The 26,134-nt window shown below is 40.3% G+C and carries 29 protein-coding genes; all 29 read left to right on the top strand.

Annotated elements, in window-relative coordinates; translation table 11 throughout:
* Positions 1–17: 17 nt before the first annotated feature.
* Positions 18–1,166: a recombinase RecA gene (gene recA / locus D8872_RS03280; protein WP_125389927.1), complete on the top strand. Its 1,149-nt coding sequence runs from the start codon at positions 18–20 to the stop codon at positions 1,164–1,166.
* 85 nt (positions 1,167–1,251) lie between these two features.
* Entirely contained in the window at positions 1,252–1,650 is a 399-nt protein-coding gene (gene spx / locus D8872_RS03275) for a transcriptional regulator Spx (protein WP_005591493.1), read from the top strand.
* A gap of 107 nt (positions 1,651–1,757) precedes the next feature.
* Positions 1,758–2,324 carry an SP0191 family lipoprotein gene (locus tag D8872_RS03270; protein WP_005591494.1) on the top strand — a complete coding sequence of 189 codons (567 nt, stop codon included), beginning with the start codon at positions 1,758–1,760 and terminating at the stop codon, positions 2,322–2,324.
* Positions 2,325–2,367: 43 nt separating this feature from the next.
* Positions 2,368–2,925: an SP0191 family lipoprotein gene (locus D8872_RS03265; RefSeq protein WP_045500214.1), complete on the top strand. Its 558-nt coding sequence runs from the start codon at positions 2,368–2,370 to the stop codon at positions 2,923–2,925.
* Positions 2,926–3,092: 167 nt separating this feature from the next.
* Positions 3,093–3,359: an IreB family regulatory phosphoprotein gene (locus D8872_RS03260; protein WP_005592119.1), complete on the top strand. Its 267-nt coding sequence runs from the start codon at positions 3,093–3,095 to the stop codon at positions 3,357–3,359.
* Positions 3,359–3,778: a Holliday junction resolvase RuvX gene (gene ruvX, locus D8872_RS03255; protein WP_005591497.1), complete on the top strand. Its 420-nt coding sequence runs from the start codon at positions 3,359–3,361 to the stop codon at positions 3,776–3,778. The genes D8872_RS03260 and ruvX overlap by 1 nt, the downstream gene beginning before the upstream one ends.
* A gap of 20 nt (positions 3,779–3,798) precedes the next feature.
* Positions 3,799–4,110 (top strand): DUF1292 domain-containing protein, encoded by a 312-nt coding sequence (locus D8872_RS03250; protein ID WP_005591498.1) that lies wholly within the window; start codon positions 3,799–3,801, stop codon positions 4,108–4,110.
* A 278-nt stretch (positions 4,111–4,388) separates the two neighbouring features.
* Positions 4,389–5,621, top strand: coding sequence for a bifunctional folylpolyglutamate synthase/dihydrofolate synthase (locus D8872_RS03245; RefSeq protein ID WP_125390036.1), 1,233 nt, complete (start codon positions 4,389–4,391; stop codon positions 5,619–5,621).
* A 60-nt stretch (positions 5,622–5,681) separates the two neighbouring features.
* Positions 5,682–6,179, top strand: coding sequence for an SP_0198 family lipoprotein (locus D8872_RS03240; RefSeq protein WP_125389926.1), 498 nt, complete (start codon positions 5,682–5,684; stop codon positions 6,177–6,179).
* 181 nt (positions 6,180–6,360) lie between these two features.
* A complete protein-coding gene (gene cls / locus D8872_RS03235; RefSeq protein ID WP_125389925.1) occupies positions 6,361–7,896 on the top strand; it encodes a cardiolipin synthase in 1,536 nt (511 codons plus the stop codon).
* A 286-nt stretch (positions 7,897–8,182) separates the two neighbouring features.
* On the top strand, positions 8,183–8,329 hold the full coding sequence (locus tag D8872_RS10805) for a hypothetical protein (RefSeq protein ID WP_185761377.1): 147 nt from the start codon (positions 8,183–8,185) through the stop codon (positions 8,327–8,329).
* A gap of 35 nt (positions 8,330–8,364) precedes the next feature.
* A complete protein-coding gene (locus tag D8872_RS03230) occupies positions 8,365–9,921 on the top strand; it encodes a heme transporter CcmD (protein ID WP_125389924.1) in 1,557 nt (518 codons plus the stop codon).
* Positions 9,922–10,042: 121 nt separating this feature from the next.
* Positions 10,043–12,238 carry an anaerobic ribonucleoside-triphosphate reductase gene (nrdD, locus tag D8872_RS03225; RefSeq protein WP_125390035.1) on the top strand — a complete coding sequence of 732 codons (2,196 nt, stop codon included), beginning with the start codon at positions 10,043–10,045 and terminating at the stop codon, positions 12,236–12,238.
* Between the two features lies 1 nt (position 12,239).
* On the top strand, positions 12,240–12,377 hold the full coding sequence (locus D8872_RS03220) for a hypothetical protein (RefSeq protein WP_005592063.1): 138 nt from the start codon (positions 12,240–12,242) through the stop codon (positions 12,375–12,377).
* Positions 12,378–12,432: 55 nt separating this feature from the next.
* On the top strand, positions 12,433–12,930 hold the full coding sequence (locus tag D8872_RS03215; protein ID WP_125389923.1) for a GNAT family N-acetyltransferase: 498 nt from the start codon (positions 12,433–12,435) through the stop codon (positions 12,928–12,930).
* Between the two features lie 9 nt (positions 12,931–12,939).
* A complete protein-coding gene (locus D8872_RS03210; RefSeq protein WP_125389922.1) occupies positions 12,940–13,485 on the top strand; it encodes a GNAT family N-acetyltransferase in 546 nt (181 codons plus the stop codon).
* Positions 13,451–14,050, top strand: coding sequence for an anaerobic ribonucleoside-triphosphate reductase activating protein (gene nrdG / locus D8872_RS03205; RefSeq protein WP_185761376.1), 600 nt, complete (start codon positions 13,451–13,453; stop codon positions 14,048–14,050). The genes D8872_RS03210 and nrdG overlap by 35 nt, the downstream gene beginning before the upstream one ends.
* 332 nt (positions 14,051–14,382) lie before the next feature.
* A complete protein-coding gene (gene cpsA, locus D8872_RS03200) occupies positions 14,383–15,840 on the top strand; it encodes an LCP family glycopolymer transferase CpsA (protein ID WP_125389920.1) in 1,458 nt (485 codons plus the stop codon).
* Between the two features lie 3 nt (positions 15,841–15,843).
* Positions 15,844–16,575, top strand: a complete 732-nt coding sequence (gene cps4B, locus D8872_RS03195; RefSeq protein ID WP_125389919.1) for a capsular polysaccharide biosynthesis protein Cps4B — start codon at positions 15,844–15,846, stop codon at positions 16,573–16,575.
* Between the two features lie 28 nt (positions 16,576–16,603).
* Positions 16,604–17,299, top strand: a complete 696-nt coding sequence (locus D8872_RS03190) for a CspC family polysaccharide chain length determinant protein (protein ID WP_125389918.1) — start codon at positions 16,604–16,606, stop codon at positions 17,297–17,299.
* An 8-nt stretch (positions 17,300–17,307) separates the two neighbouring features.
* The gene (locus D8872_RS03185; protein ID WP_125379076.1) at positions 17,308–18,021 is read left to right on the top strand and encodes a tyrosine-protein kinase; all 714 of its coding nucleotides are present in this window, start codon (positions 17,308–17,310) and stop codon (positions 18,019–18,021) included.
* A 3-nt stretch (positions 18,022–18,024) separates the two neighbouring features.
* Positions 18,025–19,401, top strand: coding sequence for a sugar transferase (locus D8872_RS03180; protein ID WP_125389917.1), 1,377 nt, complete (start codon positions 18,025–18,027; stop codon positions 19,399–19,401).
* A complete protein-coding gene (locus D8872_RS03175; RefSeq protein ID WP_185761375.1) occupies positions 19,388–20,194 on the top strand; it encodes a DUF4422 domain-containing protein in 807 nt (268 codons plus the stop codon). Before D8872_RS03180 ends, D8872_RS03175 begins: the two co-directional genes overlap by 14 nt.
* 8 nt (positions 20,195–20,202) lie before the next feature.
* A complete protein-coding gene (locus tag D8872_RS03170; RefSeq protein WP_125389915.1) occupies positions 20,203–21,390 on the top strand; it encodes a polymerase in 1,188 nt (395 codons plus the stop codon).
* A gap of 16 nt (positions 21,391–21,406) precedes the next feature.
* Positions 21,407–22,399, top strand: coding sequence for a glycosyltransferase family 2 protein (locus D8872_RS03165; protein ID WP_125389914.1), 993 nt, complete (start codon positions 21,407–21,409; stop codon positions 22,397–22,399).
* On the top strand, positions 22,389–23,327 hold the full coding sequence (locus tag D8872_RS03160) for a beta-1,6-N-acetylglucosaminyltransferase (RefSeq protein WP_125389913.1): 939 nt from the start codon (positions 22,389–22,391) through the stop codon (positions 23,325–23,327). Before D8872_RS03165 ends, D8872_RS03160 begins: the two co-directional genes overlap by 11 nt.
* Entirely contained in the window at positions 23,327–24,472 is a 1,146-nt protein-coding gene (locus tag D8872_RS03155; RefSeq protein WP_125389912.1) for a glycosyltransferase family 1 protein, read from the top strand. The genes D8872_RS03160 and D8872_RS03155 overlap by 1 nt, the downstream gene beginning before the upstream one ends.
* A complete protein-coding gene (locus tag D8872_RS03150) occupies positions 24,450–25,490 on the top strand; it encodes a sugar transferase (protein ID WP_125389911.1) in 1,041 nt (346 codons plus the stop codon). Before D8872_RS03155 ends, D8872_RS03150 begins: the two co-directional genes overlap by 23 nt.
* A gap of 17 nt (positions 25,491–25,507) precedes the next feature.
* Positions 25,508–26,134 (top strand): stealth family protein (locus tag D8872_RS03145; RefSeq protein ID WP_185761374.1); only part of this gene is annotated, 627 nt, incomplete at its 3' end.

Genomic DNA, 26,134 nt, shown 5'->3' with positions numbered 1-26,134 from the left:
AAAAATAGGAGAAATAAATGGCAAAAAAACAGAAAAATTTGGATGAAATTACAAAGAAATTTGGAGATGAACGCCAAAAAGCTTTGGACAATGCCCTAAAAAACATTGAAAAAGACTTCGGTAAGGGAGCTATTATGCGTCTGGGCGAGCGAGCTGAGCAAAAGGTTCAAGTCATGAGTTCAGGCTCTCTGGCTTTGGACATCGCCCTCGGTGCGGGCGGCTATCCTAAGGGACGGATTATTGAGATTTACGGCCCAGAGTCTTCTGGTAAGACAACCGTTGCCCTTCACGCAGTGGCTCAAGCTCAAAAAGAAGGCGGCATCGCAGCCTTTATCGATGCAGAGCACGCTTTGGATCCGTCCTATGCTGCAGCTCTGGGTGTCAATATTGATGAGTTGCTGCTGTCTCAGCCTGACTCTGGCGAGCAAGGCCTTGAAATTGCTGGTAAATTGATTGACTCTGGTGCCGTTGATTTGGTCGTCATTGACTCAGTTGCAGCTCTGGTACCACGTGCGGAAATCGATGGGGATATCGGTGACAGCCACGTCGGCTTGCAGGCTCGAATGATGAGCCAGGCGATGCGCAAATTGTCTGCTTCTATCAATAAAACCAAGACGATTGCCATCTTTATCAACCAACTTCGTGAAAAAGTTGGTGTTATGTTTGGAAATCCTGAAACAACACCAGGTGGACGTGCGTTGAAGTTCTACGCTTCTGTTCGTTTGGATGTCCGTGGCAATACCCAAATCAAGGGTACGGGTGATGCGAAGGATACCAATGTCGGTAAGGAAACCAAAATCAAGGTTGTGAAAAACAAGGTGGCTCCACCATTCAAGGAAGCCTTTGTGGAAATCATGTACGGAGAAGGTATTTCTAAGACAGGCGAGCTGATTAAGATTGCAACTGACTTGGATATCATCAAAAAAGCGGGTGCTTGGTACTCCTACAATGATGAAAAAATCGGTCAAGGTTCTGAAAATGCGAAGAAATATTTGGCTGATCATCCAGAAGTCTTTGATGAAATCGACCGTCAAGTCCGTGTACGTTACGGCTTGATTGAAGATGATGAGCCAGCAGAAGTAGTGAAGGGTAAGGCTGAGGCTTCTCTTGAAAAATTAGAAGAAGTGACTCTTGATCTAGACGATGCCTTTGATATTGAGGAATAATTTTTCAAAATAGGTCGCAAGACCGATGGTTTTTGTGGTATAATATACTACGATAGTAGTATCGTGTAGCGAAAGGAGTACTTGCATGATCACAATTTATACGGTTTCAAGTTGTACTAGCTGCAAAAAAGCAAAGACCTGGCTAAACGCCCATCAATTGACTTACAAGGAGCAAAACCTTGGTAAGGAAGGAATTACCAAAGAAGAAATTCTTGATATTTTAGCAAAAACTGAAAATGGCATTGCTAGCATTGTATCTTCAAAAAACCGTTATGCAAAAGGACTCGGTGTTGATATTGAAGATTTGAGTGTGAACGAAGTTATTGACATTATCATGGAAACACCGCGGATTCTGAAAAGTCCGATTTTGGTGGATGACAAGCGTCTCCAAGTTGGTTACAAGGAAGATGATATCCGTGCCTTCTTACCTCGTGCAGTGCGCAATGTTGAGAATACAGAAGCTCGCTTACGAGCAGCTCTATAATTAGATAAGGAAAGGCGCCTTTTAGGCTGCCTTTTTTCTGTCTCATTACCTAAAAATGATTGACAAGCGGTTAAACTATGATACAATATCTCTGAGGAGGACAGAACGTGAAGAAATTTTTACTAATTTTTGGCTTAGCAGCTGTGATATTGACTGGCTGCGCTCATAAGAAAGCAGACAAGCCAAAGGGGAAAAAAGAGGAAATTACAACTAATCTTCCCATTATCAGTCAGGCTGAAAAGCAGGAAGTCATCACCAAAAAGCTAGTTTTCCCCAAAGATGAGCAAGGAATTCAATCTAGTCAAATTATCACTTATCAAGGGAAACGTTTTATCAAGGTGATTATGGAGAGAATTACTCCAACGGATGATAGTATCAAAAATGCGATTAAAGAAGTGGGGCTGGAGGAGACTCAGCGACTCTTGGATGAATCAATGCAAAAGGATACGGACTATACTCAGGCAAAAACTGTTGCTGGTTTCACTGGAACCGTTCAGATTCTTAATGAAAATGAAATGAAAATCACGTCAACCTATGATTTTGACAATTTGGATATTGAAAAGGCACTCACTTTAAATTATTTTAAAAATAGCAATCTAAAAGAAATGACAAAGATGCCACCTGAAGAATATATCAATAATTTATTGATGAACGGGGCTGAGGAGCAACAGTAAGGAAGCTTCTTGTCAATCATAGAAAACCAAAAAGGAGAAAGAAATGAAAAAATCAGTAGTACTTTTAATGGCTAGCTTGGCGGTGTTGACGGCTTGTGGACAACAATCACATAGTGGAAAAGCTGGTAGCAATCAGTCTGTTCAAAGCAAGGCAAAAGATAAATCGGTTACCAAGTCTTATCAGTTAAATCAAAAGGTACAAGGGCTCGATCAAACGATGACCTTGACAGTTACCTACGCGGGCAAGAAGTATGAAAAAGTGAATATTGCTATTTCACAAAATTTGCCAGAAGAAGCTAAGTCTGCCTTGGCTGGTCAAGACTTGTCCTCTCTGCAAGAAGAGGTGAGCAAGAGCTTCAAGCAAAGTTCAGGAGTGGATAAACTTGAACAAGTAAAAGGTATTCAAGTGAATGTTAAAGTGACTGAAAAAGGCACTGTTGATATTGATTTTATTATTGATCCGACAAATCTTGATTATGATGCGGCTTCTAAAGTACCGACCTATGGGCCAATCTTTAGCCAAATGAAGTCTCAGACTCCAGAAGAATTTATCAAGTCCTTCCAAGATGAAGGGGGCAAGGAAATTAGCAATCCGTCCTAATATTTCTGATGAAAACTAGCCTTTGAAAAGGGCTAGTTTTTTGATGGGAAGGAGCGGTAAATAGTTGAAAAAATGTCGAAAAAGTAGAAAATTTACATGGATTAAGTTTGTGAAACTGCTGTAATTATGCTATAATGATGGTATTCTTAAAGAAAGAGGGTGTAATTGTGGGATTTACAGACGAAACTGTACGTTTTAATCTTGATGATTCAAACAAAAAAGAAATTAGCGAGACTTTGACCGATGTCTACAAGTCACTCAATGATAAGGGCTACAATCCAATCAATCAAATCGTAGGTTACGTGCTGAGTGGAGATCCTGCTTATGTGCCTCGTTATAATAATGCTCGAAATCAGATTCGTAAATACGAACGCGATGAAATCGTAGAGGAACTGGTGCGTTATTATCTGAAAGGGCAAGGCATTGACCTCTGATGAGAATTATGGGACTAGATGTTGGCTCGAAAACAGTGGGAGTCGCAATTAGCGATCCACTTGGCTTCACCGCTCAGGGACTTGAAATCATTCAGATTGATGAAGAGAAAGAGCAGTTCGGTTTTGAGCGTTTGACGGAGCTTGTCGAGCAATATAAGGTGGACAAGTTTGTGCTTGGCCTCCCTAAAAATATGAACAATACCAGCGGTCCACGAGTGGAAGCGAGTAAGGCTTATGGTGAGAAGATTGCCCAGCTTTTCCAAATTCCAGTCGAGTATCAGGACGAACGTCTGACGACAGTGGCTGCTGAGCGCATGCTGATTGAACAGGCAGATGTCAGCCGCAGCAAGCGCAAAAAAGTGATTGATAAATTGGCGGCTCAGCTAATTTTACAAAATTATTTAGATAGAAACTTTTAGAAAGAATTGAGGAAACAATTATGGCACACGATCATAATCATGACCACGAACAGGCACAGCCTGAATTGATTACCTTGGTAGATGAGCAAGGGAACGAGAATTTATTTGAAATTCTTCTGACCATTGATGGTAAGGAAGAGTTCGGAAAAAATTACGTACTTTTGGTACCAGTGAATGCTGAAGAAGATGAGAACGGCGAAGTTGAAATCCAAGCTTACTCATTTACTGAAAATGAAGACGGCACAGAAGGCGAATTGGAACCAATTCCAGAAGACTCTGATGCAGAGTGGGATATGATTGAAGAAGTCTTCAACAGCTTTATGGAGGAGTAAAAAGGTCCGGGGGACCTTTTTAGCCCGAGCTTGAAAACTAGAAAGCGAGGAAGGTCCGGGGGACATTTTTAGCCTGAGCTTGAAAACCAGAGAGCGAGGAAGGTTTGGGAGACCTTTTTAGCCTGAGTATAGCAACTAGAAACTAGAAAATCAGCCAGTTGGAGAACTTATCACGGCTTGGCCACAGCTAGTTTCTTTACAAAGAATAGAAAAGAGAGAAGCGAGTGGTGATTCACATTTGAAGTCCGCTTCGCTTCTCTTTTTATGTAGGAAAAATGATGAATGAGATTGAAAAATGGTTGAATGGTCGTATTGGCCTAAATTTTCGTTCAGGTCTGGAACGGATGCAGAGAGCGGTAGATTTGCTGGGGAATCCTGAAGGGGCTTACCCCGTCATTCATGTGACGGGAACGAATGGCAAGGGCTCTACTATTGCTTTTATGCGGAATTTATTTGCCGATCAGGGGAAAAAGGTAGCTAGCTTTACATCTCCGCATATGATCAGCGTTCATGACCGTATTTGTATCAATGGGCTGCCGATTTCGGATGCTGATTTTGTTCGCTTGGGGTGGCAGATTAAGGAGATGGAGAGAGAATTGGTCAAGACTCACGACCAGCTATCTTATTTTGAAATCTTGACCTTGCTGGCCTTTCTTTATTTCAGAGAGGAGCAGGTTGATCTGGCTCTTATCGAGGTGGGGATTGGCGGACTTCTGGATACGACCAATGTCTTGGATGGGCAAGTTGCAGTGGTCACATCGGTGGGCTTGGATCATCAGGAGACGTTGGGGCGGACGCTTACAGCGATTGCGGAGCAGAAAGCTGGCATTTTCAAAAAAGGTCGTTCAGCAGTCATTGGCCCCTTGCCGGAGGAGGCTCGTCAGGTCTGTGAGCAGCGGGCAGCAAGTTTGGACTTGGATTTGTATGAATACGGGCGAGATTTTTCGTTTTCTGATGGTTCTTTTAAGAATCAAGATCTTCTTTTATCGCATGTAACCTTGGGACTGCAGGGTGCTTACCAAGAAGAAAATGCAGCGCTGGCTTTGCAGGCCTTTCTGCTTTTTATGAAGCAAATGGGCTGGGAAATTGCTTTTTCTCTGCTTCCTTCTTCTTTGCGGAAGACCCATTGGGCGGGGCGGCTAGAGGAAATTCGTCCGAATATCTATCTGGACGGTGCCCATAATTTACCAGCTTTGGCGCGTCTGGTCGAGTTTATCAAGGGGCATAAGGGCAAGACATGCAGCCTGTTGTTTGGAGCTTTAAAGCGCAAGGATTATAGCGGTATGCTGGCCTATTTGCAGGAGACTCTGCCAGAGGTTCAGGTGACGGTGACTAGCTTTGACTATGGGGAATCTGTGGGGCAGGCAGAAGCTGCGGACTTTGATTATGTGGCGGATTATAGAGCCTTTATCGAGAATTTCAAACAAGAGCAGACGGCTGACCAAGTTCTTTTTGTAACGGGCTCGCTTTATTTTATTGCAGAGGTTCGAGCCTACCTCCAGAGTGTATAAGTTGACCATAGAAAGCCCTGTTTGGTAAAATAGAAGTGGAACAAAGAAAGGAGAAACGATATGAAGGTTTCAAAAAAATTAGTTCTTTCAGCCCTTACGGCTATGACCGCTTTTGTATTGGTAGCTTGTGGCAATTCTGGTCAAAATCCATCCAATCAGGCTGCTCAATCTCAAGCGAGTTCCTCTGTTTCTCAGTCATCTGAGACAGTGTCATCAAATAGCAAGGCAAGTAGCAATACAAACAATAGCGCAAATACTAGTAGTTCAGAGGCTTCTACCTCTAGTCAAACGGCTGCTAGTGACTTAGATGGGACCTATAAGGCCACTCATGAAGGCGATGCTCTAACTCTAGAAGTTTCTGGAAATAAAGGAACCCTGACCAAAGTCGAACGCGACGGTGAGCAGGAAATTGAACAGGTGCAAGTTGATCCAACTAATCAAACTATGATCGTTGGAGATGACGTTAAGCGTTATCGAGTAGAGGGAAAACAACTGACTCTGGAAGATTTATCGCAGGAAAACGATGATGACGACACAATCATCTTCACCAAGCAATAATTTTCAAAAAGGAATATCCTACAAAAGGCTGGACAGACGCTCCAGCTTTTTGCGTTTGTAAATATCGGAGTGCTAGGGCTTTCTTTAATCTTAGACTAGAGGTTATTTTCTTTTAAAAAGTTTTGAAATTGCTGCTAATTATTGTTATACTAGATGAAATATGAGACGAGGGAGGATTGAGATGGATCTAGGCAAGTTTCGTTTGCTGATGTCCAAGTATGGTTTCAGCATCATTATCATGTTACTAGAATTATTTCTTGTTTTTGCGGCCTTTTTCTATTTTAATCTTTTGGTGCCTAATTGGTTGTCAGCCCTTGTCATTGTTTCTTTATACATTGGGACTATTTTGACCATTGTCAATCGAAATATGCCTCCCGAAAGCAAGGTGACTTGGCTCTTGTTTGCAGTTGTGCCCGTTTTTGGCTTCTTGCTTTATCTGATGATTGGTGAGCGGCGCCTTTCCAAAAAAGAAATTCAGCAGCTGGAAAAAATGGACTCAATGAAGTTTCGAGAGGACAACAGCTATGACCTGCGAGTCGAACTCAAGCAGGAGAATAAATCAGCCTTTGGCATTGTCAAGTCCTTGCTGAGTATGGACCACAATGCTGATGTCTACGATGGCACGGCTTCGCAGTATTTCTTCCTTGGTGAAGAGATGTTTGAGGCCATGCTGGATGATTTGCGTTCGGCCAAGAAATTCATTTTTCTGGAGTTTTATATCATTGATCCCGGTTTGATGTGGAATCGTGTCCTTGAGATTTTGGTAGATAAGGTCCAGCAGGGAGTTGAAGTCAAGCTGCTCTACGATGATATTGGCTGTATGGCGACTCTACCAGGAGATTATACGAAAAGGCTGCGCAAGATGGGAATTGATGCCCATAAGTTTAATAAGGTGATTCCGCGGATGACGGTAGCCTATAACAATCGTGACCACCGCAAGATTTTGGTGGTGGATGGGCAAGTCGGCTATACGGGCGGAATCAATCTGGCAGACGAGTATATCAACCATATCGTGCGCTTCGGGCATTGGAAAGATGGCGGTGTCCGTTTGGAAGGTCGAGCAGTGAAGGCTTTGACACGTCTTTTCCTAATGAATTGGTACATCAATCGCGGGGAAATTACGGATTTTGACCGTTATCATTTTGACAGCCAGCGAGTGGAAGGTAAGGGGCTTTATATTCCTTACGGGAGCGGGCCTAAGCCAATTTACAAGGAACAGGTGGGTAAGGCCGTCTACCAGAATATTATCAATCAAGCCATCGATTATGTCTATATCACGACCCCTTATTTGATTATTGACTATGATTTGACAGAGGATATCAAAAATGCAGCCATGAGAGGGGTGGACGTTCGCATTGTGACGCCATTTATTCCTGATAAGAAGCTGATTCAGATAGTCACTCGTGGTGCCTATCCAGACTTGCTGGAGGCTGGTGTTAAGATTTATGAGTACACTCCTGGTTTTATCCACAGTAAGAACGTTATTTCGGATGATGAGTTAGCCGTGGTCGGAACTATTAATTTTGACTACCGTAGTCTGGTGCATCATTATGAAAATGCCGTCCTTATGTATCAGACAGAAACGATTGCGGATATTAAGCAGGATTTTGAAGATTTGTTTGATGTTTCCAAAGAAATCTCCCTTGAAACCCTCCAGAATAGCTGGTACCAGCGTTTGCTAAAGGAAATCATGCAATTATTTGCTCCGCTACTTTAAAGAGAGTGGGACAGAAATCGGTCATTCGTTAGAATTCGATTTCGTTGTCCCACCTCCGCACAGTTGAGTAGGGCTGTAAAAGCTGATGAAATCAGCGTAGTAGAGCCCACTCAACCCCTGCGTCTTGCTTGACAATCCAAAGACAATTGAGAGGCTAGGACTTTTGTCCCAGCCCCTTTTTTCTGTCTTTTGCTGAGACATTAGCTACAAATCCTGCTTTCTTGTGATTACTGTCTTTATTTTACGAATAGTAAATAGGGGATAGAGAATCAAAGGAGGATTATAGATGGAAATAGCAAAAATAATTTATCGGCTTTCTTGTCCAGAAGAGCGGCTAGTTTACCTAAGATTCCGCGATTTGGAGCGCTTGGCAAAGAAGAGCCAGAAAAAGAAAGGGAGCCAAGATAAGGCTGACAGAAAGAGTGCTTTTTGATATACTATAGAGTATGGAAATCAAGGAGAACTTTTATGAACGATAGAAATCAGCAGGAAAACGTGGAAATTTTAGTATCTATGTCCGCAGAAACTTGGCAAAATACGAGTGAGAGACGGCGGTTAGAGAAGATAATCGAACCGCTTCCTTCCTTACAACTATTTTTTTGGAGTATCTTGGTCAGTTTGACCAGTATCATCAATCCTCTACTAACCAACTTAGCCACCAATTTGCAATCGCAAAATCTATATGCTGGCTGGGCCTTGACTCAGGGAGAAGTTGCCTATGCAGATATTTATGGAACTAGCGGTCTTCTCTACTATTTGGTAAGCTGGTTGGGGAATTTATTTTTGGGTCAGCTATTGTTTTTACTTTTCCAAGTAGTGGCTTTGACCTTGGCAGGAATATATCTCTTCCAGACAATTTCACAAATAACGGTTAGAAGTGGTCTAGCTCGCCAGATTACAATCCTGTTCTATTTGTTTGTACTGACACTGGGATTTGGCGGAACCTATTCTATTATTTTTGCTTTCCCATTTATCTTTCGGAGTTTGTACCATCTTGTGAAGTACTTACAAGGGCGTGTCCGCGATGAGTCTTTTATTCGTTTTGGGATGGTTGGAGCCTTGGCTTTTCTAATCGAGCCAGCTTTTAGTCTGCTCTTTTACTCATTGACGACGCTGTTTTTGCTTCTGTACAATATCGCTGACAAGCGAAAAGCGCGTGGCTTTTATCAATTGCTGGCAGGTCTATTAGGTTTTTCTCTAGTCTTTTATCCACTGGGCTACTATACAGTTTTGAATGGTTCTTTTGGTGTAGCGATTAGCCAAGCTACTTATGTTCTAGAGGCTTTTCGTCTTAATGGCAGCTATATATTCGATCATTTGCTTTATTATGGTTTGCTTTTCCTAGGATTAGGTTTTGCGACAGCGTTGATGACGGCTTTTGCTTTCAAAGAAGAACCAACTGCTGCACGTGGCATGCGCTTCATTGGTTTGCTAGGTCTTCCTATCAGCTTTGTTGGTGTTCTGGGTCTGCCAGAGAAGGGTGCTTATCAATTGTTGACGACTCTGCCTTTTGCCTTGCTGTTACTGGCTTTGTGGCTGGATACAGGTGGAGACAGGGATGGACATGAAAGACGCCACCGTAAGCCTACCCAGGCTTCTAGCTGGAATCGTTACTTGGGCAAGCAACTCTTTCTACCTTTGCTTGTGATGCTTTATCTCGTAGCTTATCCGTTTGTAAATGAGTATATTCTATCCAACGGAGTTTCAGCAGAGAGAAATCTGGCTGCCCAACATATTCGTGAAAACAGCACTAGCAAGGATAGCATTTATGCTTGGGACAGTACAGCTAGCCTCTATAAAAAATCGCAGCGTTTATCCGCTGTTTCTCTACTGAGTCCGTCGCTTTATACAGGAACGGAGGAAAATCGCATTTTCTTGCGTAATGCTTTAAACGAGGCAAGTCCAAAGTTTATCTTAGTCAATAAAGATGTGAAACTCTTTTCGGATGTGAAAAAGAAGATTTCTCAAGATTATGAAGAAGTGAACCTAAAACTCAATCACTTCAAGCTTTATCAAATCAAGTAATTAAATCAATATGTTGTGTGTAAAATAAAAAAATAACAATTTCACCACAACATATTGATTTTTTATTTTGGAGTGATATAATGTTTGGTAGATGATTAATTGAGAAGAGGAAGTGTTGGTGATGATTTTAAGAGAAGCAAAATTTGATACAGCGCCTACCATCTACGTTGAGAAGCGAGACGGCCGGAGAGTAGCTTTTGATGTGACTAAGATCTATAAGGCTATGGTACGAGCGGCTCAGGACCTTGGTCCCATGACGCCTATGCTGGAAGCTAAGCTCGAAACCATCACAGACCGTGTTGTGGCCGAGATTTCTAGTCGCTTCGCTAAGTATGTCAAAATCTATGAGATTCAGAACATCGTTGAGCATGAGCTTTTAAATGCCAAGGAGTATGCCATTGCGGAGAACTACATCACTTACCGCACCCAAAGGGATTTTGAGCGCTCAAAAGCGACTGATATCAACTTTACCATTGACAAGCTTCTCAACAAAGATCGGACGGTGGTCAATGAGAATGCTAATAAGGACAGCGATGTTTTCAATACCCAACGGGATTTGACCGCAGGGATTGTTGGCAAGTCCATTGGACTTAAGATGCTGCCGCCTCATGTGGCCAATGCCCACCAGAAGGGGGACATCCACTACCATGATTTGGACTACAGCCCTTATACGCCAATGACGAACTGCTGTCTGATTGACTTTGACGGCATGTTGAAAAATGGCTTTAAGATTGGCAATGCAGAAGTAGAGAGTCCCAAGTCTATTCAGACTGCGACAGCGCAAATCTCGCAAATCATTGCCAATGTAGCTTCCAGCCAGTACGGCGGTTGTTCGGCTGATCGGATTGATGAGGTCTTGGCGCCCTATGCTGAGCTTAATTACCAAAAGCACCTCAAGGATGCAGAGCAATGGGTTTTGCCGGATAAGCAGGAAGAGTACGCCTGGGCGAAGACCAAGAAGGACATCTACGATGCCATGCAGTCGCTAGAGTATGAGATCAATACGCTCTTTACCTCTAACGGTCAGACTCCTTTTACTTCGCTGGGCTTTGGTCTGGGAACTAATCGTTTTGAGCGGGAAATTCAGAAGGCCATTCTCAATATCCGTATCAAGGGGTTGGGAAGCGAGCACCGCACAGCGATTTTCCCTAAGCTGATTTTCACCCTGAAGCGTGGGCTCAATCTCGAGCCGGGAACGCCTAACTACGACATCAAAGAACTGGCTCTGGAGTGTGCCACTAAGCGCATGTATCCAGATGTGCTTTCCTATGACAAGATTATCGACTTGACTGGATCGTTCAAGGTACCGATGGGCTGCCGTTCTTTCCTACAAGGCTGGAAGGATGAAAATGGTCAGGAAGTCAACTCCGGCCGTATGAATCTAGGCGTCGTTACTGTCAATCTGCCGCGGATTGCGCTTGAGTCCGAGGGGGATCTGGATAAATTCTGGGAAATCTTTAACGAGCGGATGAATATCGCTGAGGATGCTTTGGTTTACCGCGTGGAGCGGACCAAGGAAGCCAGTCCAGCCAATGCACCGATTCTTTATCAGTATGGGGCTTTTGGCAAACGCTTGGGCAAGTATGATCAGGTAGACCAGCTCTTTACTCACCGTCGGGCAACGGTTTCCCTAGGTTATATCGGGCTCTATGAAGTGGCAGCAGTCTTTTACGGCGGTAATTGGGAGACCAATCCAGAAGCCAAGGATTTTACAGTTGCTATTGTCAAAGATATGAAGCGTCGGGTGGAAGAGTGGTCCGAGCAGTATGACTATCATTTCTCTGTTTACTCGACGCCATCTGAAAGTCTGACCGACCGTTTCTGCCGTTTGGATGCAGAGAAGTTTGGCATCGTTCCAGACATTACTGACAAGGAATACTATACTAATTCCTTCCACTACGATGTGCGCAAGAATCCAACGCCTTTTGAGAAACTGGACTTTGAGAAGATTTATCCTGAAGTAGGAGCCTCAGGCGGCTTTATCCATTATTGTGAATATCCTGTGCTGCAGCAAAATCCCAAGGCGCTGGAAGCTGTCTGGGACTATGCCTATCACCGAGTCGGCTATCTGGGAACTAATACACCGATTGACCGCTGTTACAAGTGTAACTTTGAGGGAGATTTTACGCCAACCGAGCGGGGCTTCACCTGTCCAAACTGTGGCAACAGCGATCCCAAGACGGTTGACGTGGTCAAGCGGACCTGCGGTTACTTAGGAAATCCACAAGCCCGTCCGATGGTCAATGGCCGCCACAAGGAAATATCAGCTCGAGTCAAGCACATGAATGGCTCAACTATTAAGTACGAAGGAAATTAAGATGGGAAAGTATCAATTGGATGATAAAGGAAAGGCTCAGGTGCAGCGTTTCCATGAAAAACATTCGCGGGGAGGCAATGGCAAAAAAGAGCGATTAGCCAAACTGCGTCAGCAATTTTTAGAAAAAAACAAGAAATAATAGAAGTCAGAGTGGGGCGCAAGGCGGTCTCACTCTCTTCGTATCAGGAGGAACTATGGAGCTGAGACGACCGAAACTAGAAGACAAGGAAAAGATTTTAGAGATGCTGGCTGACTTTGAAGCGGCTGGTAGCCGACAGGATGGCTTCTTTGGCGGAGCGGATTTTGTTTATGAGGACTGGCTGGAGACGATTCAGCTAGCTGAAGCAGGTCTAGGCTTGCCAGAAGGTTTTGTGCCTTATATTCAACTGGTCGCTTTTGCTGTGGATGGTCAGGCAGTGGGCTTTCTTAATTTGCGTTTGCGGCTCAATGACCATTTGCTCCAAGAAGGCGGGCATATCGGCTATAGTATCCGTCCGTCTGCGCGTGGGAAAGGATTGGCCAAAGAGCAGTTGCGGCAAGGTTTGCAAGTAGCTAAAGGTAAAAATATCAAACGAGTCCTAGTGACTTGCGATTGTGATAATGCTGCCAGTCGGGCAGTGATTCTGGCTAATGGCGGAGCGTTAGAGGATATTCGAGCTGGTAAAGAGCGCTATTGGATTGATGTAGATTGAGGATAGTTTATGAAGTTACGACGACCAACTTTGGAAGATAAAGACGCGATTTTAGAGATGATTGCGGAGTTTGATGCTGCAAAATCCTACATGCACGGCGGCATGGGCTCTACTTGGAAACGAGCAAAGGATTATGAGGATTGGCTGAAAATTGTAGAACGGAAGGAAGATGTGGCAAACTTGCCAGCAGGTTGGGTTCCTGCCATCCAATTTTTATCCTTTGATGAGACCGGCTTGCCTCTGGGCTTTTTAGCTCTGCGCCTGTCCTTGAATGACAAATTATTTGTGGAAGGTGGGCATATTGGCTATTCTATCCGGCCCAGCAAACGCAGAAAGGGCTTGGCCAAGTTGCAGCTAGAGCTAGGGCTAGCAGAGGCTCGCAAGCAAGGACTGGAACGAGTGCTGATTACCTGCGATGAAGACAATGAAGCCAGCCGTCGCACCATTCTCTCTGCTGGCGGTGTTTACGAAAATACAATCGACAGAAGTCAGCGCTACTGGATTGATTTGGAGGATGAAGATGAACAATCCCAAACCTCAAGAATGGAAAAGTGAGGAGCTGAGTAAGGGGCGAATCATTGACTATAAGGCTTTTAACTTTGTGGATGGCGAAGGTGTCCGCAACTCCCTCTATGTCAGTGGCTGTATGTTTCACTGTGAGGGCTGCTATAATGCAGCAACTTGGTCCTTCAACGCTGGCATTCCTTATACCCAAGAACTGGAGGAGCAGATTATGAAAGACTTGGCGGAACCCTATGTGCAGGGGCTTACCCTCCTAGGGGGCGAGCCTTTTCTCAATACAGGTATTCTCCTGCCCTTGGTCAAGCGGATTCGGAGAGAGCTTCCGGACAAGGATATCTGGTCCTGGACTGGCTACACCTGGGAGGAGATGATGCTGGAAACGGAGGATAAGCTGGAGCTGCTGAGTTTGATTGACATTCTAGTGGACGGCCGTTTTGACCTTAGCAAGAAGAATCTCATGCTGCAGTTCCGCGGTTCCTCCAATCAGCGCATCATTGATGTGCAGAAGTCCCTTCAGTCAGGACAGGTAGTCATCTGGGACAAGCTCAATGATGGCCTCCAAGCCTATGAGCAAGTGGACCGAGATGGCTTGTTATAATCGTCTAGATTGGAGCAAAACTTTCAGCATAAAAATAGGACTTTTGGTTCAATTTTGTCTACAATTTTTCAAATATGCTTACTATATGCCAGTAGCTCTCTGAATTTCATGAGCGGAGATCTATCTTATCTACCAGAATAAGGTAGTGTCAATGCCTTGGTATCGCTTTATTTTTCTGTGTTTTGGCTTGAATTCGATTTCAAAGTTGAAGTCGTTGACAAAAGAATAGGATTTTTTTACAATTATGCAATATTCTTAAGAATTTCTTAAAAAAATCATATTTTTATGCTACAATAGAATAGAGTAATTTCATACAGAAAGTAGTAAGGGAAATGTATCAGAGAACAAAGAAATCTAAAAAGAAAAGCAATCGATTAAAAATAGTTAATAGCACCCTCTTGGGTGTTTATACTTTGTTAGCGGCCTTCTTGATTTTCACAATTTTTCGCTATCATTTTCTAGCTTTTCGCTATGTGAATATCTTAGTGGCAGTCCTCATCCTAGCAGTGGCAGCCTTGTCAGGATTCCTGATTTTAAAGGGTAAGGCAGGCAAGACAACTAGTGCTATCCTAATAGTAGCCCTGCTTGTGGGGTCTGTGTCTATGTATGCTGTAAAAGGTTTGGTTGACTTGTCGGCTGGCGTTAATTCCACTTCCAACTACTCTGAGTATGAAATGAGTGTCGTGGTGCCGGCGGATAGTGATGTTAAGGACCTCAAGCAGTTGACAAATGTCTTAGCACCGTCAGGCAATGACCAAGACAATATCCAAGCGCTGATGAAAAATATCAGTCAGACACAAGGGCATGAGATAACAGTGGACACAGCATCTTCTTATCTCGCCGCCTATAAGTCGTTGACTTCTGGTGAAGCCAAGGCTATGGTCCTGAATAGCGTCTTTGAAGATACGATTCGTGGTGAAGATCCTGACTATGCTTCAAAAATAAAAAAAATCTATACTTACAAGATTAGCAAGAAGATTGATACAGCCATTGGCAAGCAAGATCCAAATGCAGAGGTCTTTAATATCTATGTCAGTGGTATTGACACTTATGGACCAATTTCTTCTGTGTCACGCTCTGATGTCAATATCATCATGACAGTCAACCGTAAGACCAAGAAAGTCTTGCTGACGACGACACCACGCGATGCCTATGTTCCAATTGCGGACGGTGGCCTTAATCAGCCGGATAAGCTGACTCACGCAGGTATTTACGGAGTGGACGCTTCAGTTCATACCTTGGAAAATCTCTACGGCATTGATTTAAACTACTATGTGCGGCTAAATTTCACTTCCTTCCTCAAGTTGATTGACTTGCTGGGTGGGATTGATATTGAGAACGACCAAGACTTTACTAGTCTGCACGGTAATTACCATTTCCCTGTAGGTAAGGTTCATCTGAACTCTGACCAAGCTCTAGGCTTCGTCCGTGAGCGTTATTCTCTAAATGGTGGAGATAATGATCGTGGTAAGAATCAAGAAAAGGTTATTGCAGCAGTCATTAAGAAACTGACTTCGACAGATGCACTGAAAAATTACAACGCCATTCTTTCAGGGTTGCAGGACTCTGTCCAGACCGATATGAGTTTGGAGACGATGATGAATCTGATCAATACTCAACTGGAGTCAGGCGGAAGTTATAACGTGACTTCTCAGGCCTTGACCGGAACTGGAAATACAGGTCTGCCTTCCCATGCGATGCCAGAAGCTAATCTCTACATGATGGAAATTGATCAAAATAGCTTGGCAGCGGCCAAAGCGGCGATCCAAGAAGTAATGGAAGGAAAGTAAAGCATGATTGATATTCACTCGCATATCATTTTTGATGTGGATGACGGTCCTAAAACACTAGAGGATAGCCGACGTCTGCTCGAAGAAAGCTATCGTCAGGGCGTTCGCACCATTATTTCTACTTCTCATCGCCGAAAGGGCATGTTTGAAACGCCTGAAGAAAAGATTGCAGCAAACTTCAAGCAAGTGCAGGAGTTGGCCAAGCAAGTTGCTGACGACTTGACCGTGCTATATGGAGCGGAGATTTACTATACTAGTGATATTTTGAAAAAGCTAGAAGAGGGAACATTTCCCAGTCTAGGTGGCACCAAGTATGTCTTGATCGAGTTTAGTATGAATACACCCTATAAGGATATTCATTCCGCCTTGGGCAATGTCATTCGCCTCGGTATGACTCCTGTAGTGGCACATATTGAGCGCTATCACTGTCTGGAAAATGACGAAGACAAGGTCAGTGAATTGATCAATATGGGCTGCTATATGCAGGTCAATAGTTCAAATGTTTTGAAACCTAAGCTCTTTGGTGATCGTTACAAATTTATGAAAAAGCGTGTTCAGTTCTTTCTGGAACGGGACTTGGTTCATTTCGTTGCCAGCGATATGCACAATCTCGATGACAGGCCACCTTATATGCAAAAGGCTTATCAGATTGTCGCGAAAAAATATGGAGCAGCGCGTGCGGAAGAACTCTTTAAGACAAACCAAGAAATTTTATTAAGTAACGAGTTTATTTAATCAATCAAACTCTGGAGAAAGTAAATACATGAATCAAGAAAATCAAATAATCGAAATCGATGTGTTGTCTTTGTTAAAGATACTTTGGAAACGGAAATTTTTAATCATCTTAACTGCCTTATTGACAGGTATTTTAGCCCTAGGTTATAGCGTTTTTATTGCCAAACCTACCTATAAGAGCACGACGCGTATCTACGTTGTCAATCGTCAGCAGGGCGAAAATCCTACCTTGACAAACCAAGACTTGCAGGCTGGTTCTTATCTGGTAAAGGACTACAAGGAAATCATCCTGTCACAAGATGTCTTGGCATCCGTCATTAAAGAATTAAAACTGTCAGGTTCGCCATCTGACTTGGCGTCTAAGGTAACGGTGACTGTACCGACAGATACTCGGATTGTGTCTATTACAGTGACGCATGCGGATCCAGCAGAAGCAAGCCGTATTGCCAATACCTTGCGTGAAGTTGCTGCTGAGAAAATCATCGCTGTTACCAAGGTCTCTGATGTTACAACGCTGGAAGAGGCGGAAACGCCGAAAACACCGTCTTCTCCAAATATCCGTCGCAATACTATCATTGGAGTGCTTGCGGGTGGTGTCTTGATGGTGCTTGTAGTAGTGAGCGTGGAAATCCTTGATGACCGTGTCAAGAAGCCAGAAGATATCGAAGAAACCCTAGGAATGACCCTGCTTGGTGTCATCCCAGATATGAGTAAGGTAGGTTAGGAGATACAATGCCAATACTAGAGTTAGCAAAAAAGAAAAAACTTTCTATTTCGAGGGTAGAGGAGTATTACAATGCTCTTCGAACCAATATCCAACTTAGTGGCGAGAACATCAAGGTGATTGCTGTGAGTTCTACCTTCCCGGGAGAGGGAAAGACGACAACATCAACGAATCTGGCCCTGACCTTTGCTAATGCGGGTTACAAGACTCTTTTGATTGATGCGGATATTCGAAATTCTAAGATGCTTGGTGGTGTTTTTAGGAGTAGTGAGAAAATCACAGGTCTAACAGAGTACTTGTCTGGAAATACAGACTTATCGCAAGGCTTGTGTGAAACGGATGAGGAAAATCTCTTTGTTATCACTTCAGGGCAAGCTTCACCAAATCCAACGGCACTTGTGCAGAGCGAAAAGTTTGAGGTAATGATGGATGTTCTCCGTCGCCATTATGATTATATTATTGTGGATACTCCTCCTATCGGTATGGTCATAGATGCGACTCTTATTTCCAAGTTTTGTGATGCAAGCATGTTAGTCGTTGCTAGTAATGTAGTGAAACGGAAAATGGTTCAAAAGTCTAAGACCCAGCTGGAGCAGTCCTCTACTCCTTTCCTTGGTGTAATCTTAAATAAATATAATGTCGAAGCAGATAAATACGGTTTCTATGGTTCCTACGGAAACTATGGAGATCGTTTGAGAGAAGAAAAGAAAAGCGAGAAGTAATGTATGTTTAGAAAGCAAAGGGAAATCCAAGAGTTAGGAGTAGCTGTATTGGAACTGCTAGTGTCTATGCTAGCAGCTGTTTTAGTAAGCTTTATTTCTAATTCTGACTTGACAAGGACAAGTGTCTTTATTCTCTCTTTGCTTCATATTCTTGCTTTTTATATTAGTAATTATTTTCATCATTTTTTCCGTAGAGGTTACTTTATAGAGTTCATCCAAACTTTAAAATACAGTGCTTTCTATGCCCTCTTTGTCACTTTTGCTTCCTTTATTATGGAGGAACATTTTTCTATCTCGCGCCGGGGGCTGATTTATTTCATCTTACTAAATGGTCTATTAGTTTATGCGGCCAATATTTTGTTCAAAAACTACTATTCTTCTATTCATGCTAGATCAAAGAACAGTACGAAAGTTTTTGTCATTACTACAAGCGCTAGGGTAGGAAAATTTTTTGCTCAAATTGAAAAAGCACAAGACTTTGCTGGTCAGATAGTGGCAGTAACAGTAGTGGATGATCCTTCTTTTACAAGCTCTGTTTTTGATGTGGTGCTGGAAAAAGATATGATTGAGTACGCAACCCGGTCGGTAGTGGATGAGGTTTTTATCAACCTACCTAGTGACCTCTATCGCTTGGAAGATTTGATTTCTCAGTTTGAGCATATGGGAATCGATGTCAATGTTAATATCAATGCCCTAGATTTCCCAACCAATGGAGAGAAGCGCATTCGCAATGTGGCTGGTTTTAATATCGTGACATTTTCGACCCGCTTCTATAGTTACTACCATGTCCTTTTGAAACGACTTCTGGACATTGTTGGTGCCCTATTTGGCTTACTGCTTTGTGGGATAGCCGCTATTTTCCTAGTGCCTCAGATCAAAAAAGATGGTGGTCCAGCTATTTTCTCTCAAGATCGAGTTGGAAAGAATGGTCGTATCTTTAAATTTTATAAATTCCGCTCTATGGCTGTGGATGCGGAAGAGCGCAAAAAAGAGCTGATGGCGCAAAATACGATGTCAGATGGTATGTTTAAGGTCGATAATGATCCTCGTATCACGCCGATTGGACATTTTATCCGCAAGACAAGTCTGGATGAGCTGCCTCAGTTTTGGAATGTCCTCAAAGGCGATATGAGTCTGGTCGGTACGCGTCCTCCTACTGTGGATGAGTATGAGAAATACACGCCTGAACAGAAAAAACGTTTGAGTTTCAAACCAGGTATCACAGGCCTCTGGCAAGTCAGTGGCCGCAGTGAAATCACGAATTTTGATGATGTTGTAAAGCTAGATGTGTCCTATATTGATGATTGGACTATCTGGTCAGATATTAAAATTTTACTAAAGACTGTTAAAGTTGTATTAATGAAAGATGGAGCGAAATAGAGTGATAGATGTAAAAATCATTGTGGCAACACATAAAGAGGTTAAAATGCCTCAAGACGGTAGTCTATACTTTCCAATCCATGTTGGGAGCGAGGGTAAACCAGATATTGGTTTTATAGGTGATAATACCGGCGATAATATATCCTCTCTAAACCCATTTTATTGTGAGTTGACGGGACTTTATTGGGCATGGAAGAATCTTGATTACGATTACTTAGGTTTAGTCCATTATCGTCGTTACTTTACAAATAAATCTCAAGCATATAATGAAAATATAAATATGGATGATGTCATTTTGTCTCGTTCTAACATTGAAACATTATTAGAGAAATCCGATATAATAGTTCCAAAGAAACGAAAGTATTATATTGAAACTCTTTATTCTCATTATGACCATACTCTTAACGGAGAACATCTGGATCTTGCTAGGAAAATTATTGAGAAAAAGAGTCCAGAATATCTTTCCTCATTCGATAAAGTTATGAAACAGAGAAGCGGTTATATGTTTAATATGTTTATTATGAAAAAAGAACTATTAGACGATTATTTACCGTGGCTTTTCTTAATTCTAGATACTATGTACGAACAGATGGACTTAACGAATTATACCCCATTTGAGTCACGCTTATTTGGGCGCGTTAGTGAGCTGTTGTTTAATGTTTGGTTAGATAAAAAAGGAATAACGCCTGAAGAAGTGCCATTTATGTATATGGAGAAGATAGATTTGTTTGAAAAAGGGAAATCTTTCTTAATGGCTAAATTTTTCGGAAAGAAGTATGGACAGAGTTTCTAGGAGGGAATATGAAAATCACTATCAAAAGGTATTCACTGCCGGAAATTTTAGGACTAGTAGCATTAGCTATATTCCTCTTATTTTCGCTATTGAATGTAAGTCTTTACGCTCAGTTTATATCCCCTATGCTATATAATGTTGCGATCTTTTTGATAATTTTGTTAATGCTCTTGAAAGAATTTATATCTGGGAGTAATAGCTTTGAGTCTCTATTGGGTTTGCTAGGGGGAGCTACGCTCTACTTTATCATAGGGAGTGTAACGAGCTATACTTCGTTTATGGTCTTAGGGTTATCTCTGATATATAGCTTGAGGGATATCCCTTTTTCAAAAGTAGTCAAAGTAGCTTTTATCATTAGTATTGCTATGTTGTTCCTTGTGATATTGAGTAGTAAGCTAGGTTTAATTCCTGATTACATCGAGTTTTCAGCAACTAGAGTTCGGCACTATCTTGGCTTTAGATATTCGCTATTTCCATCGACAATTATGCTGAATATCATAGCCATATCTTTTTTTTTAAAGCAAGAAACAGTGTCGTATCAGCGTCTTCTCATATTATTTTTAGTTTCAATGTACCTATATTTAGAAACTGATTCACGACTGGCTTTTATAAGTTCTTGTTTGTTACTATTAGCTAATTTAGCCATGAAGCTAATCCCGACTGTTATTGAGAAAATTAGTCTTTTATTAAAGCTTTTCACGCTTACCTATTTTGTTAATGCCTATTTAAGTTATTGGATTTCAAAAAATTACTTAAGTACCTCAAATGCTTTCTTAAATCATTTCTTCCATCAAGCAAATCAATTCCTAGGGGGGCGTATTTATTTATCAAATCGTTCGTTAAGTTTATATGGTTATGGGATGCTTGGGCAGAGAATTGCTTGGGTCGGGAATGGTTTGAGTATGCAAGGAGAGCGTAGTACGGATGCATATTTATATGTAGATAATCTATATATTCAGATTCTTCAACATTTTGGGCTGATAGCTTTAATTATTATTTTAACTTTACTGACTGCAACTTTAGTAAAGCTTTTGAAAAAGGGACAAATTGTCTTAAGTATTATTCTAATTTCCCTGAGTTTCCATGCTTTGATTGACGATTTGATATTGAATATCTATTATAATATTTTTTGGATTTTAATCGGTTCGTTAATCTATAGAAAATATAGATACTCAGAAAGTGAGATAATAATGTAAAGGAGAAATAACTCTTATGCCAACTGTTAGTTTGGTTATTCCAGTTTATAATGTTGAATCATATTTAGAACGTTGCCTAGAATCTGTAAAGAATCAAACATATAAAAATATAGAAATTATTTTGGTCAATGATGGCTCGACTGATGGATCAGGGGAAATTTGTAAAAAGTTTGTTAGCAAGGAAATTAGAGCAAAGGTTATCCACCAAAAGAATGCAGGGTTGTCTGAGGCGCGAAATACTGGCTTGAAATATATATCAGGTGATTTTGTCATGTTTGTAGATTCGGATGATTGGCTAGAATTGGATGCCGTCGAATTTTTGTTGGAACAAGCTATAAAACAAAATGCAGATATGGTTGTTGGTGGGGTATATAGGACTTCAGATGTTGTGAATCATCAAAAAAGTTTCCATACTTCAGAATTATTAACACAAGAAGAATACGCAAAACGATATTTTAAGATTGAAAGTCAGACTATTGAATATTACGTTTGGAATAAATTGTATAGAAGAAAAGTTGTCGAAGGAATTGAATTTCCCTTAGGTTTCTTTGCAGAAGATGTTCCGACAACGTTCCGATACATTTTAAATTCTCAAACAATAGTTGTTACTGATAAAATTGTATACAATTATTTTATCAATAACTCAGGTTTGACAGCTAAATTCACGTCTAAACATTTTGATGTTTTAAAGGGTTGGGATTTAGTATGCCAGTATGCTAAAGCAAGTAATAATGATAGGTATAAAGAATGGGCTCAAATTAATCGTTATAGAGCAGACCTAGCTCTTTTAACAGAAATAGCTCTTTCTTTAGATTATAAAAATATTCGTATAGTACATAAAGTTCAAATAAAGTCTATGATAGACGAATTGAAGAAAAATAAGAAAATTTTACTAAGACAGGCCATTCCTGTTAGTAGAAAAATACTGATCATACTTTTTACAACTTCGTACAACTTATTTGCAAATGCAATAAATACTATGATAAGGATAAAAAATTATGGTGCATAAGCACGCATATCTAATACTAGCACACAGTCAATTTAAACAACTAGCATTTTTAGTTTCTTTATTGGATCATCAAAATAACGATATTTTTATTCATGTTGATAAAAAATCAAATTTTAATGACTCTCATAAGAGTTTTATTGAATCTAGTGCCAATCTATCAAATGTTTATTTTACAGAAAGAGTTGCAGTTAGTTGGGGTGGATATTCACAAATTGAAGCTGAAATGCTTTTATTTAAAGCAGCGTCTAGGAGAGAATCTTATTATTTTTATCATTTAATAAGTGGTGTAGACTTACCATTGAGTTCTCAACAGAGAATCCATAATTTCTTTGATGATTATCCAAATTATTCCTTCCTTACTTTTATGAATATAGAGGAGAACGGTGAGGATATAAATAGATTTAAATATTATCACTTTTTTGAGAGTTTTACCTATCGCACTTTACCTGGTGCCATAGGTAAGCTTGCATTCAAGATTTATCGTAATTTAGAGGTATGGATTCAAAAACTACTCAGAGTTGATCGGTATAAATTATTTAATGTTAGTCCTATGAAAGCCAGTCAGTGGGTCTCATTACCAAGCGATATTGTGCAATTATTGATAGATAGAGAAGCAGATATTGAGAAGATGTTTAGGAAATCTTTTCTCAATGACGAAGTGTTTTTACCAATGATTTTAAATAAAGAACGAACAGACTATAGTGTGTTCGATTCATCAATTAACCATGGCTATAAAGAAGAGTTTCAAGGTAACTTACGCTATATTAATTGGTGGGATGGAAAACCATATACATGGACTGATAGTGAAAAAGATTTACATGAATTGAGAGATGCTGCACAAAAGGGATACCTATTTTCAAGAAAATTTGATATTGAGAAATATCCGCAAACGAAGAAACTGGTTATTGAGTTAACAAAGGAGATGTAATGGTCTATAAAATTTTAATGACAGGAATGTCTCCTGTTCTTGCTGGTACTGAAACATTTATAATGAACTATTATCGTCATCTTGATCCATCTAAGTTTCAAGTCGATTTTATTAAAAGAACTAGAGAACCGATTGTATTTGAAGACGAGATTATTTCAAAAGGATCAAGAGTGTATTATTTACCTCGTAAAGGAAAAAATCCTCTTAAATATATGAGAGAATTAAGAGAATTTTTTGCTACGGAAGGAAAAAAATATGATGCGATTTGGTATAATGCGATGGCAATTCCCAATCTCGATCTGTTAAAATATGCAAAAAAATATGGTATAAAAACTCGAATCATCCATAGTCATAGTTCAATGTTCAAGGGGAATAAAGTAAGACAAATTTTACACAATCTGAATCGTTTGAAATTGCCTCAAATAGCTACTCATTTTTTTGCCTGTTCAGGGATAGCTGCGGATTATATGTTCATCGATAAAATCCGATCAGGTGCGCAAATTATACAAAATGCTATTGAAGTAGATAACTTTTCATTTTCAGAAAAGGATAGACTTGATCTTAGAACAGAGTTAGGATGGAATGATTGTAGAGTTATTGGGAATGTCGGCCGACTAGATATCCAAAAAAACCAACCATTCTTAATAGATGTTTTTTATGAAGCTTACAAGAAAAATCCTAATCTTCGCTTAGTAATTATTGGTAAAGTTGCAGGTGCAAATTCAACCGTAGATTTAATCAAAGAAAAGATAAAATCTTATGGAATTGAAGATGAAGTTTTGTTGGCAGGAAGTCAGAAGGATATGAAGAGATGGTTAAGCTCCTTAGATTTATTTGTTTTGCCTTCAATATTTGAGGGGTTACCTCTATCTGCTGTAGAAGCTCAAGCGAATGGATTGCCGGTTTTGGTGAGTGATGCAGTTACGACAGAATTGAAAATATTAGATTCAATCCGTTACCTATCTCTAGATGCCTCGATTACTGTTTGGGCAAAAGCTATACTTGAGTTATTGGAAAAACCTAGAGCCACTGAGTCTGAGATTGAGAAGATGTTTAAATTAAAAGGATTTGAAATTGAAACTCAAATATTAACCTTACAGAATATACTCTTAGGAGAAATGAATGAAAAAGTATCAGATTGTTGAATCGTATGGGACACACATGCACGCTGGTAGTAAAGCCACTAATGATTGTGTTAATATTTTGGAGGAAATAGGATTCGAAAAAATAGAAATTGTACGCCATAAGCCTGAGGATAAATCACCTGTTTCTAAAATAATAAGACAACTTTCTTTTTATAAACAGTGGAATAAGGTTTTAAATAAATTGTCTGAAGGAGATGTTTTATTATTACAACATCCCTATCGCAGAAATCACTTTGGTAGAACTCCAAGTCTTTTAAAATTGAAGGAAAAACAAGTGAAAATAATTTCATTGGTTCATGATGTTGAATTGATCAGAGGAATTTATGATGATCCATTTTATCAGAAAGAGTTTGATGAAATGCTATCTTTTGCTGATTCAATCATTGTTCATAATGAAGAAATGAAAGATTGGTTTGTTAAGTATGGAGTAGATGAAAAGAGACTAGTTGTTTTAGAAATATTTGATTATTTAAATGATAAGAGCGTATCATCATCAATTGAATATTCAAAAACAGTTACAGTAGCTGGGAATCTATCACCTGATAAGAGTCCATATTTGTATCAGTTGGATAAGGTTCCTAGGATTCGTTTTCAATTGATGGGGATTGGATATCATCCTACAGAAGATGTTTCTAATGTTTCTTATTTAGGTGCTTTTGCTCCAGAAGAAGTTCCTAATCATTTAAATGGTGGATTTGGATTAGTATGGGATGGAGAAAGTTTAGATACTTGCGATGGAGTGACAGGAAATTATTTAAGATATAATAATCCTCATAAGTTATCTTTGTATCTTTCTTCGGGATTGCCTGTTATTGTATGGAAAGATTCAGCAGAAGCAAACTTTGTTGAAAAAAATGGAGTTGGTTTAGCAGTTAATAGTCTATTTGAATTATCTGAAAGACTGGAAAAACTCAGTCAGGATGAATATCTGCAACTAGTCACTAATGCTAAAAACATTATGAAAAAGCTTAAAGAAGGATATTATTTAAAATCTGCAGTAAATAAGATAATTGAATAAATTCTTTGGAGAAACATATGAATAATAAAATAGATCTTGTGATTACTTGGGTTGATGGTACAGACCCTGAATGGTTACAAGAAAAGAGGTTATACGAATCTGGTGCTCAATGGCCAGAATCAAATAATGCAAATCGTTACAGACCATCAGAGAATTTCAAGTACTGGTTTCGGGCAGTTGAACGCTATGCAGGTTGGATTAACCGAATTTTCTTTATAACTTACGGGCATGTACCAGAATGGTTGAATACAAAGAATCCAAAATTAAAAATTGTAAAACATAGTGATTATATACCTCTGGAATATCTTCCGACTTATAATTCTAATGTGATTGAATTGAATTTACATAGAATCGAAGAGTTAAGTGAGAACTTTATACTGTTAAATGATGATATGTATTTTGTTGCTCCTACTACAGCAGATGATTTCTTTAAAGAAAATCTTCCAAAAGATTTCGGTATTTACTTACCTATAATTCCACGTGAAAGTTTCAATCATATTGAGTTAAATAATACAATTCTGATGAACAAACATTTTCGGCGGAAAAGGAAACCATTTTCAGAATGGCACAAATTTTATAGTTTAAGATTAGGAAAGTATTTAGTTGGTAATATTTTCAGCATTTTTTATTCGGGGATTTTAGGA

The sequence above is a fragment of the Streptococcus cristatus genome (assembly GCF_003943815.1).
Classification (GTDB): Bacteria; Bacillota; Bacilli; order Lactobacillales; family Streptococcaceae; genus Streptococcus; species Streptococcus cristatus_F.
The sequence above is the reverse complement of the archived record's forward strand: the minus strand, read 5'-3'. Positions and strand labels throughout refer to the sequence as shown.